Annotated in this window: 14 protein-coding genes; all 14 read left to right on the top strand. The window is 32.0% G+C overall.

Annotated features, from left to right (window positions below):
• The first annotated feature begins 1 nt into the window (after nucleotide 1).
• From ACTT9R_RS02080 to ACTT9R_RS02015, 14 genes are read left to right on the top strand one after another with little or no spacing between them, the layout of a single operon-like run.
• On the top strand, nucleotides 2–1,765 hold the full coding sequence (locus tag ACTT9R_RS02080; RefSeq protein ID WP_440926415.1) for an acyl-CoA dehydrogenase family protein: 1,764 nt from the start codon (nucleotides 2–4) through the stop codon (nucleotides 1,763–1,765).
• 2 nt (nucleotides 1,766–1,767) lie between these two features.
• Nucleotides 1,768–3,384, top strand: coding sequence for a long-chain-fatty-acid--CoA ligase (locus tag ACTT9R_RS02075; protein WP_440926414.1), 1,617 nt, complete (start codon nucleotides 1,768–1,770; stop codon nucleotides 3,382–3,384).
• A gap of 7 nt (nucleotides 3,385–3,391) precedes the next feature.
• The gene (locus ACTT9R_RS02070) at nucleotides 3,392–4,168 is read left to right on the top strand and encodes an alpha/beta fold hydrolase (RefSeq protein ID WP_440926413.1); all 777 of its coding nucleotides are present in this window, start codon (nucleotides 3,392–3,394) and stop codon (nucleotides 4,166–4,168) included.
• The gene (locus ACTT9R_RS02065; RefSeq protein ID WP_440926412.1) at nucleotides 4,165–5,274 is read left to right on the top strand and encodes a dimethylsulfoniopropionate demethylase; all 1,110 of its coding nucleotides are present in this window, start codon (nucleotides 4,165–4,167) and stop codon (nucleotides 5,272–5,274) included. Before ACTT9R_RS02070 ends, ACTT9R_RS02065 begins: the two co-directional genes overlap by 4 nt.
• A 15-nt stretch (nucleotides 5,275–5,289) precedes the next feature.
• Entirely contained in the window at nucleotides 5,290–6,285 is a 996-nt protein-coding gene (locus ACTT9R_RS02060; RefSeq protein ID WP_440926411.1) for an aspartate-semialdehyde dehydrogenase, read from the top strand.
• A 3-nt stretch (nucleotides 6,286–6,288) separates the two neighbouring features.
• Nucleotides 6,289–6,669 carry a succinate dehydrogenase, cytochrome b556 subunit gene (sdhC, locus tag ACTT9R_RS02055; protein WP_440926410.1) on the top strand — a complete coding sequence of 127 codons (381 nt, stop codon included), beginning with the start codon at nucleotides 6,289–6,291 and terminating at the stop codon, nucleotides 6,667–6,669.
• Complete coding sequence (gene sdhD, locus ACTT9R_RS02050) at nucleotides 6,669–6,998, top strand: succinate dehydrogenase, hydrophobic membrane anchor protein (RefSeq protein WP_440926409.1); 330 nt, start codon at nucleotides 6,669–6,671, stop codon at nucleotides 6,996–6,998. Before sdhC ends, sdhD begins: the two co-directional genes overlap by 1 nt.
• Nucleotides 6,995–8,770, top strand: a complete 1,776-nt coding sequence (sdhA, locus tag ACTT9R_RS02045; protein WP_440926408.1) for a succinate dehydrogenase flavoprotein subunit — start codon at nucleotides 6,995–6,997, stop codon at nucleotides 8,768–8,770. The genes sdhD and sdhA overlap by 4 nt, the downstream gene beginning before the upstream one ends.
• Complete coding sequence (locus ACTT9R_RS02040) at nucleotides 8,770–9,549, top strand: succinate dehydrogenase iron-sulfur subunit (protein ID WP_440926407.1); 780 nt, start codon at nucleotides 8,770–8,772, stop codon at nucleotides 9,547–9,549. Before sdhA ends, ACTT9R_RS02040 begins: the two co-directional genes overlap by 1 nt.
• A 39-nt stretch (nucleotides 9,550–9,588) precedes the next feature.
• Nucleotides 9,589–11,082 carry a CoA-acylating methylmalonate-semialdehyde dehydrogenase gene (locus ACTT9R_RS02035; protein WP_440926406.1) on the top strand — a complete coding sequence of 498 codons (1,494 nt, stop codon included), beginning with the start codon at nucleotides 9,589–9,591 and terminating at the stop codon, nucleotides 11,080–11,082.
• 9 nt (nucleotides 11,083–11,091) lie between these two features.
• The gene (gene mdh / locus ACTT9R_RS02030; protein WP_440926405.1) at nucleotides 11,092–12,054 is read left to right on the top strand and encodes a malate dehydrogenase; all 963 of its coding nucleotides are present in this window, start codon (nucleotides 11,092–11,094) and stop codon (nucleotides 12,052–12,054) included.
• Nucleotides 12,055–12,056: 2 nt separating this feature from the next.
• The gene (gene sucC / locus ACTT9R_RS02025; RefSeq protein ID WP_440926404.1) at nucleotides 12,057–13,217 is read left to right on the top strand and encodes an ADP-forming succinate--CoA ligase subunit beta; all 1,161 of its coding nucleotides are present in this window, start codon (nucleotides 12,057–12,059) and stop codon (nucleotides 13,215–13,217) included.
• A 1-nt stretch (nucleotide 13,218) separates the two neighbouring features.
• Nucleotides 13,219–14,094: a succinate--CoA ligase subunit alpha gene (sucD, locus tag ACTT9R_RS02020; RefSeq protein WP_440926403.1), complete on the top strand. Its 876-nt coding sequence runs from the start codon at nucleotides 13,219–13,221 to the stop codon at nucleotides 14,092–14,094.
• A 35-nt stretch (nucleotides 14,095–14,129) separates the two neighbouring features.
• Nucleotides 14,130–17,048, top strand: coding sequence for a 2-oxoglutarate dehydrogenase E1 component (locus ACTT9R_RS02015; RefSeq protein WP_440926402.1), 2,919 nt, complete (start codon nucleotides 14,130–14,132; stop codon nucleotides 17,046–17,048).

Below are 17,048 nucleotides of genomic sequence, written 5' to 3'. Positions count from 1 at the left end.
TATGCCAAGTTACACCGCACCAGTAAAAGACATGATATTTCTCTTTGAAAAATTAAGAGATAATAAGAATTATAATGAGCTTGAAAAATATAATGAGGTGAGTACAGATCTTGTTAAAGATATTTTAGAAGAAGCAGCTAAAATAAATCAAAATTTAATTTTACCTCTTGCTAAAACAGGTGACGAAAATCCAGCAATTTTAGAAAATGGTGTTGTCAGAACACCACCGGGTTATAAAGAAGCATATCAAAAATACATTGAAGATGGTTGGACGTCATTGTCTTGTGACCCCAAATATGGAGGCCAAGGAATGCCAAAAACAGTAAGCGCGTTCTTTGATGAAATGCTTTCTTCAGCCAGTTTGTCATTTAAATTATATAGTGAGCTTAGTATTGGTGCCTATAATTGTATTAATCATCATGCTACAGATGAAATTAAAGATAAATATTTACCAAAGATCGTCGAAGGTAAATGGAGTGGCACTATGTGTTTAACAGAACCAGTCTGTGGTACAGACTTAGGTTTGTTAAAAACCAAAGCCGTCAAACAATCTGACGACACCTATAAAATTAGTGGTCAAAAGATTTTCATAACTTCTGGTGATCATGACTTAACTGAAAATATTATTCATTTAGTTTTAGCAAGATCAACGGACTCTCCTGCGGGTACTAAAGGAATTAGTTTATTTTTAGTACCAAAATTTATTGTAAATGAAGATGGTAGTGTTGGTCAAAGAAATGGAATTTCAACAGGATCTATAGAGAGTAAAATGGGAATAAAGGGTTCAGCAACATGTGTGTTAAATTTTGATGAAGCAACCGGTTATATGATTGGTAACAAAGATAAAGGTCTTAGTGCTATGTTTACTATGATGAACCTTGAGAGAATAGTCGTAGGCATTCAAGGTTTAGGAATTTCTGAAATTGCGTATCAGAACTCACTTGCTTATGCAAAAGAGAGAAAGCAAGGAAAAACAAACAATTCAAAATCCACAAATGGTGCAGACTTTATAATTGATCATGCGGATATTAGAAGATCTTTACTTAATATGAAGTCAATTATTGAAGGAGAAAGAGCTTTATGTTTTTGGTTATCACAACAAACTGAGGTGAGTCTTTATCATCCTGATGAAAAGATTAAACAAGAGGCTTTGGATTATGTTTCATTGATGACACCAGTTGTTAAGTCATTATTTACAGATTTAGCTATGGAAATTACGAACGACGCGATGCAAATACATGGTGGATATGGATACACTAAAGACCAAGGAATAGAGCAATTATATAGAGATAATCGTATTACCCCAATCTATGAAGGAACAAATTCTGTTCAGGCAGCAGATTTAGTATTTAGAAAATTATCAAACAAAAATGGCGATGTTATTAATAAGTTTTTAGATATGATTAAATCTGAATGTGATAGTAAAAATGAAAAAGTAAAAACATTTTCAAAAGAATTAAATTATTATTTAGATATTTTATCTAAGTTTACCGACTGGATTAAGGATAAACATAAAATCGAAAAGGACGATGTTAGTGCTGCAGCAAATGATTATTTGAGAAGTCTGGGATATGTTTCAATTGCTTATGCTTGGATCAAAATTTTAGATGTAAGTTTTAGTGATTTTGAAAAAAATAAAGAATTTTATAGTGATAAAATAAATACAGCAAAATTTTATTTTGATAAGGTATTGCCTAGAGCTGAGTACCATTACAAATCTGCTATTTCTGGAAGTTCTAATATAATGAATTTTAAGTTTAATTAATAATGAATCATTACGAGACAAATTTAGATAAAAATAAAGCTAACTACGTACCACTTACCCCATTAACGTTTCTTAAAAGAGCAAGGGAAATTTATCCAAATTATGAAGCTATAATTTATGAAGATAGGAAATATACTTGGAATGAAGTTTACAAAAGAGCTGTAAAATTTGCTAGCGCACTGTCAAAAATTGGAATTAAAAAAGGAGACACTGTCTCATTCTTAGCCTTTAATACACCAGAGATTTTCGAAGGACATTACTCAGTACCCATGGCAGGTGCAGTATTAAATACTATTAATATAAGATTAGATGCAAATACAATTTCATATATTTTAGATCACAGTGATGCAAAGGTACTAGTAGTTGATAGACAATTACATGGAGAAGTTAAGAAGGCATTAAAAACTTTAAAAAAAAAAATTATAATAATTGATATAGATGATAAAAATGCAGATCAATCGAAATTAGAAAAAATTGGCGATTTAGAATATGAAAGTTTTTTAAATACAGGTGATGAAAATTTCGATTGGCAAATGCCAGAGGATGAATGGCAAGCAATATCATTAAGCTATACATCAGGTACTACAGGAAATCCCAAAGGAGTAGTTTATCATCATAGAGGTGCATATTTAATGTCTACAGGAAGTTCGGTAGCTTGGAACATGCCAAATAGATTAAATTTTTTAACAGTGGTTCCAATGTTTCATTGTAATGGTTGGTGTTATCCATGGACAGTTCCAATGTTAAACGGAAGGACAATTTGTTTAAGAAATATTGATATAAAAAAAATTTTTGAATTAATTGATAAATATGAAGTAACTCATTTTGGTGGTGCCCCAATAGTATTAAATATGATCACAGGAGCTCCTGAAAGTGACAAAAAAAAATTAAAACAAAAAGTTTATGTTTTGACTGCTGGAGCACCACCACCAAGTATAATTTTCAAAAAAATGAGAGCATTAGGTTTTGAAGTTATGCATGTATATGGTTTAACGGAAACTTATGGACATGTTACTCAGTGTGCGTGGAATGATGAATGGAACAATTTCGATGAGGAAAAACAAAATGAAATTAAGGCTAGGCAAGGTGTGAGATACCCAAATACTGAAGGTGTCGTTGTTTTGGATCCAGAAACAATGAAAGAAGTTCCTAAAGATGGAAAAACAATTGGTGAAATTATGATTAGAGGGAATGTTGTAATGAAAGGTTACTTTAAAGACAAAGATGCTACTGATAAAGCCATGAAAGATGGATGGTTTCATAGTGGTGATTTAGCTGTAATGCATCCTGATGGGTATGTAAAAATACAAGATAGATCAAAAGATATAATTATTTCTGGAGGAGAAAATATTTCTTCAATTGAAATAGAAAATACACTTTCTAAACATCCATCAGTTTCTATTGCTGCAGTTGTTGCAAAACCAGATGAAAAATGGGGAGAAGTTCCTTGTGCATTTATTGAAATGGTTAAAGACAAGCCGGTATCAGAAAATGAATTAATTGATTTTTGTAAAGAAACTTTAGCGGGATTTAAAGTTCCCAAGAAAGTTGTCTTCTGTGAGTTGCCAAAAACTTCGACAGGAAAAATACAAAAGTTTGAATTAAGAAAACAAGTTTAGGTAATTCTTGAATTTTCAATTGGAAAATAAAAATGTTTATGCTTCTGATGCAGGACAGGGTATTGATCAAAATAAAGAAACAATAGTATTTCTTCATGGAAGTGGTCTTTCGCATATTGTTTGGTCTCTAACTGAACAGTTTTTCTCAAATAATAATTTTAACGTGTTATCTATAGATCTACCTGGGCACGGTAATTCAGATGGCCCTTGCTTAGATAGTATTGAAAAAATAGCTGATTGGTTGGAACAGGTTTTTAATAAACTTAATTTAAATAATTTAATTTTAATTGGTCATTCCCAAGGTTGCTTGGAGATACTTGAATATGCTCATAAATATAAAAATAGATTAAAAAAATTAGTTTTTATCGGAGGATCAAATAAGATGCCAGTTCATCCAGATTTAATTGACCTAGCAAAAAATGGGGACTCCGATGCAGTTAAATTAATGATGAAGTGGGGTTATGAAGGTTCAAAAAGATTTATTGGAGGTAACCCAGTAGAAAAAATAATACAATCACCTCGAGACATAAGAGACATACTGGCGGTAGACCTTGTTGCATGTAACAATTACAAAAATGGTTCTGATGCTGCTAAATTAATAGAATTTCCATCAATGTTTATTTTTGGTTCTCTAGACAAGATGGTAAATCTAGAAGCTGGAAAAAAATTTTCTAGTCTTATTAACAACTCATCTACACACATAATCGAGGGTTGCGGTCATATGATTATGATTGAAAAAGCATTCGAAATGAGAGACAAGGTCTTAGAATTTTTAAAAAAATGAAAAGTTTTTCAATTGCAAAATCAAGAAGGCTGAGAAGCACTCCTTATACCTCTAGAATAGAAAAACAAGGGGTTACGGCTTATACAATATATAATCATATGTTGCTTCCCGCAGCGTTTGGTTCAATTGAGGACTCATACCATCACTTAAAACAGTATGTTCAAATTTGGGATGTAGCTGCTGAAAGACAGGTGGAAATTTCTGGTAAAGACTCAGCGAAATTAGTTCAGTTGATGACTTGTAGAGATTTATCTAAATCGAAAGATGGAAGATGTTATTATTGTCCAATAATTGATGATAACGCAGGTCTGATTAATGATCCAGTTGTACTTAGATTGAATGAAAATAAATGGTGGGTTTCTCTTGCTGACTCAGATGTAATATTATTTGCAAAAGGATTAGCTATTGGAAATAAATTTGACGTAAAGATTTTTGAACCTGATGTTGATATAATGGCTATACAAGGTCCAAAGTCATTTGAATTAATGGAAAAAGTTTTTGGAGATAAGATAGTTAATTTAAAATTCTTTGGTTTTGATTATTTTGAATTTGGTGGTGATAAACATTTAATTGCAAGATCTGGTTGGTCTAAACAAGGTGGTTACGAAATTTATGTTGAGCATAATGTTTCTGGATTAAAATTATATGATCATCTTTTTGAAATTGGAAAAGAATTTAATATCAAACCAGGTTGTCCAAATTTAATAGAACGTATTGAAAGTGGATTATTATCGTATGGAAATGATATCGATAATGGAGATAATCCATATGAATGTGGATTTGATAAATATATTAACATAGACAGCGAAGTTAATTTTTTAGGCAAAGAGAAACTAAAAAAAATTAAATCTGAAGGAATTAAAAAAAAATTAATGGGAGTAATACTTGATATAGATAAAATAAGTATTACAGGATCATTAGACTTAAGTGATCAAGACAATAATATAATTGGAGAATTGAGATCAGCTTGCTATTCACCACATTTTAAAAAAGTAATTGGTATTGCCATGATGAAAAAATCGCATTGGAATATAGACCAGAACGTAAAAGCAAGCATAAATGGTAATATTTGCAGTGGTAAAGTTTGCGATTTACCTTTTATTTAGTATAACAACTTTAAAATGAACATAGCGATAGTAGGTGCAACAGGAAATGTTGGGAGGAAAACTCTTGAAGTATTTGATAAAAAAAACTTCAAGTTTGATAATCTATATTTAGTTGCCTCAGAAAAAAGTGCAGGAAAAAAAATCTCTTTTAGAGATAAAGAGTATGTTATTGAAAATTTAGAGACATATGATTTTTCAAAAGCAGATCTAACTTTTTTTGCAGCAGGAGGAAAAATTGCTGAAAAATTTGCAGAAAAGGCTGCCAAGCACACAATTGTAATAGATAATTCAAGTTTTTTTAGGATGGATCCTGATGTTCCATTGATCGTTCCACAAGTGAATGCAGCGGAAATTAAAAATATGAAAAAAAATATTATTGCCAATCCAAATTGTTCTACAGCACAACTTGTTATAGTGCTTAAACCACTACATAATTTATTCAAAATTAAAAGAGTTGTAGTTTCAACTTACCAATCTGTTTCAGGTGGCGGCAAAAGTCCAATGGACGAATTAATTGATCAAACTAAACAATATTTAGACGGAAAAAAAATAGAGTCAAAAAATTTTACTAAACAAATTGCTTTTAATGTTATTCCACATATCGATGTTTTTGCTGATGATGGATATACAAAAGAAGAATTAAAAATGACAAATGAAACAAAAAAAATCTTAGATGAGTCAATTGAACTTACAGCTACATGTGTAAGAATTCCTGTTTTAGTATCTCATTCGGAGTCTGTAAATATAGAATTTGAAAAACCATATACTTTAGAAAAAGTGAGAGATGTTTTAATTAAAGCAGATGGTTGTGAGGTTATCGATAGAAGAGAAAATGGAGGTTATAGCACACCATTTGAAGCAGCAGGAAGTGATGAGACATTTATATCTAGAATTAGGGAAGACAAAACAAAAAAAAATTCATTAAATTTGTGGATTGTATCAGACAACCTATTGAGAGGTGCTGCACTTAATTCAGTTGAAATTGCTGAAACAATTATTAATTCAAAATAAAATATGGAAAACAGACCTTTATCACCACACATACAGATTTATAAATGGCATATTTCTTCATTAGTATCTATTTCACATAGAATAACAGGAATAATTAATTTTTTTGCAATCACATTAATATGTATTTGGTTTGCATTAATGCTTCTAGGAGAAAGTAATTATCAAATTATAAAAATTTTTTTAGAAACCTTTTTAGGTAAATTTATTTTAATTGGAATAACCTGGTCATTTAGTTTTCAAATGTTAAGTGAAGTAAGACACTTGATTATGGATTTGGGCTATGGATTTGAATTACAAACAACAAGAATTACAGGTTTGCTAGTTATTTTTGGCTCTATTATTTTAACTATCCTAATTTATATAATTGGCAGAGGATTAATATAATGCTGCCAGTAACAAAAAAATGGTTATTTTTAAAAATTAGTTCTGCAATTTTACTACCTTTAATGTTTTGGTTTATTATAAATTTAGTGAATATTTATGATAAAAGTTATTTAGAAATAGTGAATTTTTTAACTACACAACCTTCTAAATTCTTAATTGGGTTATTTTTAGTTATTGCTTATTTTTTTTCAGCTTTGACAATAAGTGAGGTTTTTGAAGACTATATTAATGACAAAAAAACCAAAAATGCCGCAAACAAAGTCCTAAATTTTTTTGCTATAACAATTCCAGTAATTACAATAATTGTAATTTTAAACTTAAATACATGAAAGCATATAATATTATAGACCATAAGTATGATGTTGTTGTACTTGGAGCAGGTGGATCAGGTTTAAGAGCGGCAGTTGGGCTTAGCGAAGCTGGCTTAAAAACAGCTTGTATTTCAAAAGTATTTCCAACCAGAAGCCATACATCAGCTGCGCAAGGTGGAATATCAGCAGCACTTGGAAACATGGGAGAAGATGATTGGAGATGGCACATGTATGACACTGTAAAAGGTGCAGATTGGTTAGGTGATCAAGATAGTATTGAGTATCTATGTAAAGAAGCACCTAAAGCAGTTTTAGAATTAGAGAAATATGGAGTTCCATTTAGTAGAACTGAAGAGGGAAAAATTTACCAAAGACCATTTGGTGGAATGACAAAAAATTATGGGAACGGAATAGTTCAAAGAACTTGTGCAGCAGCCGATAGAACAGGACATGCTATTTTACACACATTGTATGGACAAGCGTTAAAGCATAATACAGAATTTTTTATAGAATATTTCGCATTAGATTTGTTGATGAAGAATGGAGAGTGCAAAGGTCTCATTGCTTGGAATTTGAATGATGGAACAATTCATAGATTTAGAGCACATACAGTAATTATTGCTACAGGTGGTTATGGAAAAGTTTATTATTCAGCAACATCAGCACATACTTGCACAGGTGATGGTAATGCAATGGTTTTAAGAGCTGGATTACCGCTTCAGGATATGGAATTTGTTCAATTTCATCCAACAGGAATTTATGGCCATGGTACCTTAATAACAGAAGGTGCGCGAGGAGAAGGGGGTTATCTTACAAATTCTAAAGGTGAAAGGTTTATGGAAAGGTATGCTCCAAATGCAAAAGATCTGGCATCAAGAGATGTTGTTAGCAGATCTATGTCTATAGAGATTAATGAGGGAAGAGGTGTTGGAAAAGATCAAGATCATGTTCACTTAAATCTAAGTCACTTGGATAAAGAGGTTATTGAAAGCAGGCTTCCTGGAATTACTGATGCAGCAAGATTATTTGCAAATGTAGATGTAACTAAAGAACCAATTCCTGTTGTGCCAACAGTTCATTATAATATGGGTGGTATTCCAACAAACTATAAAGCAGAAGTATTAACTGTAAATGGCTCAGAAAAAACTGTTCCAGGTTTAATGGCTATAGGAGAAGCGGCATGTGTCTCTGTTCACGGAGCAAATAGACTTGGTTCTAATTCTTTAATTGATTTAGTAGTATTTGGAAGAGCAGCAGCAAAAAGAGCAGCTGAGTTAGTTAAGCCAGGAACACCTCATGAGGAAATTTCTGAGTCAGAAACACAAAAATGTTTAGATAGATTTGATAAACTTAGAAATGCACAAGGAAATAACAGTACTGCAGAACTTAGACTTTCAATGCAAAAAACCATGCAGTCGAAATGTGCAGTTTTTAGAACAGAAAAAAATCTTAAAGAAGGTGTTGATGAGATTAAAAAAACCTATGATGGTATGGACACAATTTCAGTTAAAGATAGGTCTTTAGTATTTAATACTGATTTAGTTGAAACATTGGAATTTGATAATTTGATAAGACAAGCAGTGACTACTGTAGAGTCTGCATATCATAGAAAAGAAAGTAGAGGTGCCCACGCGAGAGATGACTATCCAAATAGAGATGACGAAAAGTTTATGCAACATACTCTAGCTTGGTGTGATGGAAAAAATACAAAGATTAGTTACAGAGCAGTACATAAATCAACTTTAACAAATGAAGTTCAATATTTTCCACCACAAGAGCGAGTATATTAATGGTTCAATTGAGTTTACCTAAGAATTCTGAAATTAAAAAAGGTAAATACTTTAAAGATAAAACAGGATCAAAAAATTTAAGAAAAGTAAATATTTATAGATGGGATCCATCCACAGATGAAGGTCCTAGGATAGACACTTATGAAGTTGACATGGATAATTGTCCTTCAAAGGTCTTAGATATTTTAAATAAAATCAAAAATGAAATCGACTCAACTATAACATACAGAAGATCTTGTGCTCATGGTGTATGTGGTTCATGTGCAATGAATATGGGGGGTAAAAATGGCCTTGCTTGCACCACTCCACATGCTGAAATTGAAGGAGATATTGATATTTATCCATTACCTCATTTAAAAGTAAAAAAAGATTTAATTGGTGATTTGGATGGATTGTACAAGCAGTATCAATCAATTGAACCTTGGTTAAAAAATAACTCAACAAAACAGACAACAGAAATTTATCAGTCTAAAGAAGATAGAGCAAAACTTGATGGTGCTTACGAATGCATTATGTGTGCTTGCTGTTCTACATCGTGCCCAAGTTATTGGTGGAATGGAGATAAATATTTAGGTCCAGCAGTTCTCCTACAGGCTTATAGATGGATTATTGATAGTAGAGATGAAGAGAGAAAAGCTAGATTAAAAAAAGTTTCTGATGAATTAAAATTATATAGATGCCATACAATATTAAATTGTACAAATGCATGTCCTAAGGGCTTGAATCCAGCAAAAGCTATAGCTGAAATAAAAAAAATGTTAGCAACAGCTAATGTTTAAATAGACTATTCGATATTTTTGATCTAAAACACCGTATTCATGAAATTAATAGAACACTTCGTAAACGGTAAAATAATTCCGGGATCTTCAGATAAAAAAGGAAAAGTTTTTAATCCAGCAACTGGTGAACAAGAGTCAGAGGTAAGACTTGCTTCAAAATCTGATCTAGACAGTGCTGTTGAGGTAGCAAAAAAAGCATTTGAAAGTTGGTCTTTAAAACCTGCTCTACAAAGAGCTAGAATAATATTTAAATTTAAAGAATTAATTGAAAAAAATTCTGATGAATTAACGAAGTTAATAGTTTCAGAACATGGAAAAGTTTATGAAGATGCAAGAGGCTCTTTAACTAGAGGGCTTGAGGTGGTAGAATTTGCTTGTGGAATACCACATTTATTAAAAGGTGAGTTTTCAGAAAATGTTGGAACCAATGTTGATAGTTGGTCAATCAGACAACCATTAGGGGTTGTTGCAGGTATTACACCTTTTAATTTTCCTGCTATGGTACCAATGTGGATGTTTCCAATAGCAATAGCTTGTGGAAATACTTTTATTCTTAAACCATCAGAAAAAGACCCTTCTTGTACAATAAGATTGGCAGAGCTACTTTCTGATGCGGGTCTTCCAGAAGGAGTATTTAACGTAATAAATGGAGATAAAGAAGCTGTTGATGCAATTTTAGAAAACAAAGATATCAAAGCTGTTAGTTTTGTGGGATCTACTCCTATTGCAAAATATATTTATGAAAATTCAGCTAAAAATGAAAAAAGAGTTCAAGCTTTGGGTGGAGCAAAAAATCATTTAGTTGTTATGCCAGATTGTGATTTAGATGGTGCAGTAAATGGTTTAATGGGTGCTGCTTATGGTTCAGCTGGAGAAAGATGTATGGCTCAATCAGTTGCGGTTGCAGTTGGAGATATCGGTAATGAACTTGTATCAAGATTATCAAAAAAAGCTGAAGCTTTAAAAGTTGGTCCTGGAATGGATAAAGCATCAGAAATGGGACCTTTAGTTACAAAAGAACATTTAGAAAAAGTTACAAGTTACGTTGATTTAGGTGTCAAGGAAGGCGCAAAGCTAGTGGTTGATGGAAGAGGTTTAAAACTTCAAGGTTATGAAAATGGTTTCTATATAGGTGGATGTTTATTTGATCATGTAAATAAAGATATGAGAATTTATAAAGAAGAAATATTCGGTCCAGTCTTATCAGTTGTTCGAGTAAAAACTTTTGAAGAAGCTGCAAAATTAATCAACGACCATGAGTACGGAAATGGAGTTAGTATTTATACAAGAGACGGTGATGCAGGCAGAACTTTTGCAAGTAAAATTCAAGTAGGTATGGTTGGTATTAACGTACCGATCCCAGTTCCAATGGCATTTCATAGTTTTGGCGGTTGGAAAAGATCATTATTTGGAGATAGTGGAATGCATGGTATGGAAGGAATAAAATTTTATACTAAGCTTAAAACAGTAACGTCTAGATGGCCTTCAGGTGTCCGATCAAATGCGGAATTTGTTATGCCAACAATGAAATAAGGGAAATAAATGACAAAAATATCTTTAATTGGTGCAGGCCAAATAGGTGGAACTCTTGCACATTTAATAGGAATAAAAGAACTAGTTAATGAAGTAGTTTTATTTGATGTAGCTAGTGGTATTGCAAAAGGTAAGGCACTAGATATTGCTCAATCTTCTTCAGTAGATGGATTTGATGTTAGGTTTTCAGGAACTGATAACTATGAAGATATAAAGGATTCAGATGTAATTATAATTACAGCAGGTGTTCCAAGAAAACCCGGAATGAGCCGAGACGATCTTCTTGGAATTAATTTAAAAATTATTAAACAAGTTGCTGAGGGGGTTAAGAAAAATGCTCCTAACGCTTTTGTGATTTGTATCACCAATCCTTTAGATGTTATGGTTATGGCATTTCAAAAATTTTCAGGTTTACCATCAAATAAAGTTGTTGGTATGGCAGGTATTTTAGATAGCTCTAGATTTAAATTATTTTTATCATTAGAACTAAATGTGCCAGTAAGAGAAATTGAGGCAATGGTTATGGGTGGTCATGGTGACACCATGGTTCCCATGCCAAGATTTACAAAAATTTCAGGTAAACCATTGTTGGATCTTGTAAAGGATGGAAAGATTTCTTCAGAAAGAGTTGAGGAAATTAATCAAAGAACACGAGATGGCGGTGCGGAAATAGTTAAATATTTAGAAAAAGGATCAGCTTTTTATGCACCAGCAGCTTCAGGTGTTCAAATGGCAGAAGCATATTTAAATGATCAGAAAAAATTATTACCCTGCGCTGTACAATTAAATGGAGAATATGGTGTGAATAATGTTTATGCAGGTGTTCCCGTTGTCATTGGAAAAGATGGTGTAGAAAAAATTGAAGAGATTGATTTAGATGAAAAAGAGAAAAAAGAATTTATGCATTCAATAGATGCTGTAAAAGCTTTATGGGAAGCTGCATCTAAAATAGATCCTGATTTATCTAAATAATAATGAATATTCACGAGCATCAAGCTAAACAAATATTAAAAAAATATGGAGCTGTAGTTCCCGAAGGAGTATTTGCGCTTAACGTTGATGAACTTATTCAAAAAGCAAAAGCACTCAAAACTGAGAAATATGTTCTTAAAGCACAAATCCATGCTGGAGGTAGAGGAAAAGCTGGTGGTGTAAAAATTTTAAACTCTATTGAGGAACTAACGGTAGCTGCTAAAGAATTACTAGGAAAAACATTAATTACTCATCAAACTGGCCCTGAAGGTAGAGAGGTAAAAAGATTATACGTGGAGGAGTCATCAAATATAGATAAAGAATTTTACTTATCGTGCCTGGTTGATAGGGCAAGTTCTAAAATTGCATTTATATCAAGTGACCAAGGAGGGATGGACATCGAAGAAGTTGCAAGCAGTTCACCTGAAAAAATTATAACTACAAAAGTTGATATGGGAGATGAAATTTCTGAGTCAGATTGTGAAAAAATAATTAATATTTTTAATTTAAATGAAGACGCAAAAAAACAAGCAATAACATTAATTAAATCAATATATAAAATGTTTGTGGGTACTGATGCAAATATGGTTGAAGTAAATCCATTAATTTTAACAAAAGAGGAAAAAATTGTTTGTTTAGATGCAAAAGTTAATTTCGATTCTAACGCCTTATTCAGGCATCCAGAAATTATTGAATTAAGAGATTTAAATGAGGAAGATCCTACGGAGATAGAAGCTAGCAACCATGATCTTGCATATATAAAGTTAGACGGGAGTATTGGCTGTATGGTGAATGGAGCGGGATTAGCGATGGCAACAATGGATATAATTAAATTGTATGGTAAAGAGCCAGCAAATTTTTTAGATGTAGGCGGTGGCGCATCCAAAGAAAAAGTATCTGCCGCATTAAAGATAATTCTTTCAGATAAAAATGTTAAAGGTATTTTAATTAATATTTTTGGGGGAATAATGAGATGTGATGTCCTTGCTCAAGGAGTAGTTGATGCAGCTAAAGAAATTAATATTAGCGTACCTTTAGTTGTAAGATTAGCAGGCACAAATTTCAAAGAAGGAAAAGAAATTCTTGATAACTCTGGATTAAAATTAATTTCTGCAGAAAATTTAGATGACGCTGCTAAGAAAATTGTTGAGGCGATAAAATAAAATGTCGGTTTTAGTAAATAAAAATACTAAAGTAATTTGTCAGGGATTTACTGGCTCACACGGAACATTTCATTCAGAGCAGGCTATAAAATATGGAACCAATCTTGTTGGTGGAGTTACGCCAAAAAAAGGTGGACAAAAACATTTAGACAGACCAGTTTTTAACAGCGTTATAGAGGCAAAGAATGAAGTAGGAGCAGATGCAACTATGATTTATGTGCCTGCTAAATTTGCAGCAGCAGCAATCATAGAAGCTATTGATGCATCAGTTAAACTTATTGTTTGTATAACTGAAGGAATTCCAATTCAGGATATGCTAAAGGTCAGACAAAAATTAAGTGGATCTAGTAGCAGATTAATCGGACCTAATTGTCCAGGAATAATTACACCAGATGAATGTAAAATTGGGATTATGCCGGGAAGTATTCATAAAAGAGGAAGTGTTGGAATTGTATCAAGGTCAGGTACATTGACATATGAAGCAGTAGCCCAAACAACTGAAAATGGACTTGGTCAATCAACTTGTATTGGTATTGGTGGCGATCCTATCAATGGAACAAATTTTATAGATTGTTTAGATTTATTTTTAAATGATAATGAAACGGAATCTATTTTAATGATAGGTGAAATTGGAGGAACAGCCGAGGAAGAAGCGGCTGAATTTGTAAAAAATCATAAGATTAAAAAACCAATTGTTGGATTTATCGCTGGAATTACCGCTCCTCCAGGAAGAAGAATGGGGCATGCTGGTGCAATTATATCAGGTGGCAAAGGTGGGGCTGAAAATAAAATAAAAAAAATGGAAGAATGTGGTATTACAGTCGCCAAATCACCATCAATTATTGGAAAAACTTTATTTGATAAACTGTCTAATTGAAAAAAAATATTAGAGGGATATATTAAATAAAAAAGATGTCTTCATCAAAAAATCTTGATTTCGAAAAAACTTCATTTTTAAATAAATCTAATAGTGCATTTATAGAAGAAATGTATTTAAAGTTTTTGAATAAAGATGCTGATCTTCCAGAAAGTTGGTCAAACTATTTTGAGGGAATTGGTGAAGAATTAAATATTATAGCAAAAGAAATTAATGGTCCATCGTGGGGACCTACAAAAAAAAAGATTAATATTGATGAATTACAAAAAAAAATAGAGGATCAAGATAAAAATGATTTTGATAATGTCAAATTAGATACTTCAGAAAAATTTAATTTTCAATTACTTGCTGACTCAAATAAAGATTCTATTAGCGCTGTAGCATTAATTAGAGCATATAGATTAAGAGGACATTTATTAGCAGATCTTGATCCTTTAGAAATGAGAGAGTCAGAATATTTAGATGAGCTCCATCCAGATTTTTATGGTTTTAAAAAAGAAAATTACGATAAGAAAATTTTTCTAAACGGAGTAATTAATCGTAAATATGCAAATATAAGAGAAATACTTAAGTTTATGAAGAAGACCTATTGTGGAAAAATAGGTTATGAGTTCATGCATATTTCAAACCCAGATGAAAGAAAGTGGTTTAGGGATAGGATAGAGCAAGATAAAAATGCACTTCAATTTACAAAAAATGGTAAAGAGGCAATTTTAAATAAATTGGTACAGGCAGAAGGATTTGAAAAATTTTTAGCTACAAAGTATGTGGGAACAAAAAGATTTGGTTTAGATGGTGGTGAAAGTTTAATACCAGCTCTTGAACAAATAATAAAAATTGGTGGTCAAAATAATATAAAAGAAGTCAAAATAGGCATGTCTCATAGAGGTAGGCTTAACGTTTTGGCAAACGTTTTACAAAAATCTTACAAAAAAATTTTTAATGAGTTTGCTGGTGAGTTTAGTACTGATTCTGAAGATAGTGCTGGAGATGTAAAATATCATCTTGGAGCGTCATCTGATAGAGAATTTGATGGAAATTCAGTACATGTCAGTTTAACAGATAATCCTTCTCATTTAGAAGCTGTTAACCCAGTTGTTTTAGGTCAAACAAGAGCCAAACAATTTTTTCATAAAGACCGTGAAAGAAATAAAGTTATACCTATTCTGATTCATGGGGATGCAGCCTTTGCTGGTCAAGGAGTTGTAGCAGAATGTTTTGCAATGTCTGGACTACCAGGACATAACACTGGAGGAACAATTCATATTATTGTTAATAACCAGATAGGATTTACTACTAGTCCAAGATTTGCTAGGTCTTCACCTTATCCATCTGATGTTGCAAAAATGGTAGAGGCTCCAATTCTTCATGTTAATGGTGATGATCCAGAAGCAGTTGTTTATGCAACTAGAATAGCAACAGAATTTCGATTAAAATTTAATAGAGACGTTGTAGTAGATTTAATTTGTTATAGAAGATTTGGACATAATGAGGGAGATGAGCCTTCATTTACTCAACCTTTAATGTATAAAAAAATTAGATCTCATCCCAGTGTTTACAAAATTTATGGAAATAAATTAGTAAACGAAAAATCTATAACTGAAAAATTATTAAATCAAAATGTTCAATCATTTAAAGATTTACTTGATGAACAATATAAAAGTGCAAAAGATTATAAACCTAAAATAGAATGGTTTGAGGGAACATGGTCAAGATACAAACCTGAAAGAGGTAAAGATAAGAGGGGTATAACAGGTTTCGATGAAAATAAATTAAAATTAATCTCAGGTAAAATAAATGCTATTCCTGAGGAAAAAAATATTCACAAGACTATCTCTAAAATATTTAATGCCAGAAAAGAAAGTATCGAAAAAGGTACTGGAATTGATTGGTCTTCAGCTGAATCTTTAGCTTTTGGATCTTTGCTAGAAGAGGGATATCCAGTTAGGCTTGTAGGACAAGACTCTGGAAGAGGAACATTCAGTCAACGACATTCTGTTTTAAGAAATCAAATAGATAATTCTAGGTACATTCCACTGAATAATATTTCTAAAAATCAAAAGCAATTTGAAATAGTAGATAGTTTTTTATCTGAACTTGCGGTTTTAGGTTTTGAATATGGTTATAGTCTAGTAGAGCCAAACACACTTACTCTTTGGGAAGCACAATTCGGTGACTTTGCTAATGGAGCTCAAGTAGTAATTGATCAATTTATTGCATCTGGTGAGAGAAAATGGAATAGAGCATCTGGTATAGTAATGTTGTTACCTCACGGATATGAAGGACAAGGACCAGAACATTCTTCAGCAAGATTAGAAAGATTTTTACAACTATGCTCAAACGATAATATGCAAGTAATGAACTGCACAACCCCAGCAAATTATTTTCATGCTTTAAGAAGACAAATGCATAGGAGTTTCAGAAAGCCACTAATCATCATGACACCAAAATCATTATTAAGAAATAAGTATTGTGTTTCAAATTTGCAAGATTTTAACAAAAAAAATACTTTCCATAGAGTGTTGTGGGATCATGCTATAGATCCTAAGTCTAAAGGATTTATTAAACTAAAAGAAAGTTCTAAAATAAGAAAAGTAATTCTTTGTTCTGGAAAAGTATATTTTGATTTGTTAGACGCTAGAGAAAAGCTTAAAAGAGATGATGTAGTGATGTATAGAATTGAACAATTGTATCCTTTTCCAGCAAAAGCTTTGGTTAAGGAGTTAAAACCATACTCTAAAAATGCTGAATTCTTTTGGTGTCAAGAAGAACCAAAAAATATGGGTGCTTGGTTTTCAGTAAGAGATTATATCCAATGGACATTAGACACTTTAAAGGCTAATAATAATAAAATTTCTTATATAGGAAGAAGCCCAGACGCAACTCCTGCAACAGGATATGCCAAAAGGCATAATTCTCAACAACAAGAAATAATTAACAAGGTATTTGATTAA

It is taken from the genome of Candidatus Pelagibacter sp. (assembly GCF_052049835.1).
Taxonomy (GTDB): domain Bacteria; phylum Pseudomonadota; class Alphaproteobacteria; order Pelagibacterales; family Pelagibacteraceae; genus Pelagibacter.
Note: the sequence above shows the minus strand (reverse complement) of the source record. Positions and strands in the feature narration are given on the sequence as shown.

Bases quoted from the DNA above. Each gene is read 5' to 3' on its own strand.
- ACTT9R_RS02080 (WP_440926415.1), top strand. From the start codon at position 2: ATGCCAAGTTACACCGCACCAGTAAAAGACATGATATTTCTCTTTGAA.
- ACTT9R_RS02075 (WP_440926414.1), top strand. From the start codon at position 1,768: ATGAATCATTACGAGACAAATTTAGATAAAAATAAAGCTAACTACGTA.
- ACTT9R_RS02065 (WP_440926412.1), top strand. From the start codon at position 4,165: ATGAAAAGTTTTTCAATTGCAAAATCAAGAAGGCTGAGAAGCACTCCT.
- ACTT9R_RS02060 (WP_440926411.1), top strand. From the start codon at position 5,290: ATGAACATAGCGATAGTAGGTGCAACAGGAAATGTTGGGAGGAAAACT.
- sdhC (WP_440926410.1), top strand. From the start codon at position 6,289: ATGGAAAACAGACCTTTATCACCACACATACAGATTTATAAATGGCAT.
- sdhD (WP_440926409.1), top strand. From the start codon at position 6,669: ATGCTGCCAGTAACAAAAAAATGGTTATTTTTAAAAATTAGTTCTGCA.
- sdhA (WP_440926408.1), top strand. From the start codon at position 6,995: ATGAAAGCATATAATATTATAGACCATAAGTATGATGTTGTTGTACTT.
- ACTT9R_RS02040 (WP_440926407.1), top strand. From the start codon at position 8,770: ATGGTTCAATTGAGTTTACCTAAGAATTCTGAAATTAAAAAAGGTAAA.
- ACTT9R_RS02035 (WP_440926406.1), top strand. From the start codon at position 9,589: ATGAAATTAATAGAACACTTCGTAAACGGTAAAATAATTCCGGGATCT.
- mdh (WP_440926405.1), top strand. From the start codon at position 11,092: ATGACAAAAATATCTTTAATTGGTGCAGGCCAAATAGGTGGAACTCTT.
- sucC (WP_440926404.1), top strand. From the start codon at position 12,057: ATGAATATTCACGAGCATCAAGCTAAACAAATATTAAAAAAATATGGA.
- sucD (WP_440926403.1), top strand. From the start codon at position 13,219: ATGTCGGTTTTAGTAAATAAAAATACTAAAGTAATTTGTCAGGGATTT.
- ACTT9R_RS02015 (WP_440926402.1), top strand. From the start codon at position 14,130: ATGTCTTCATCAAAAAATCTTGATTTCGAAAAAACTTCATTTTTAAAT.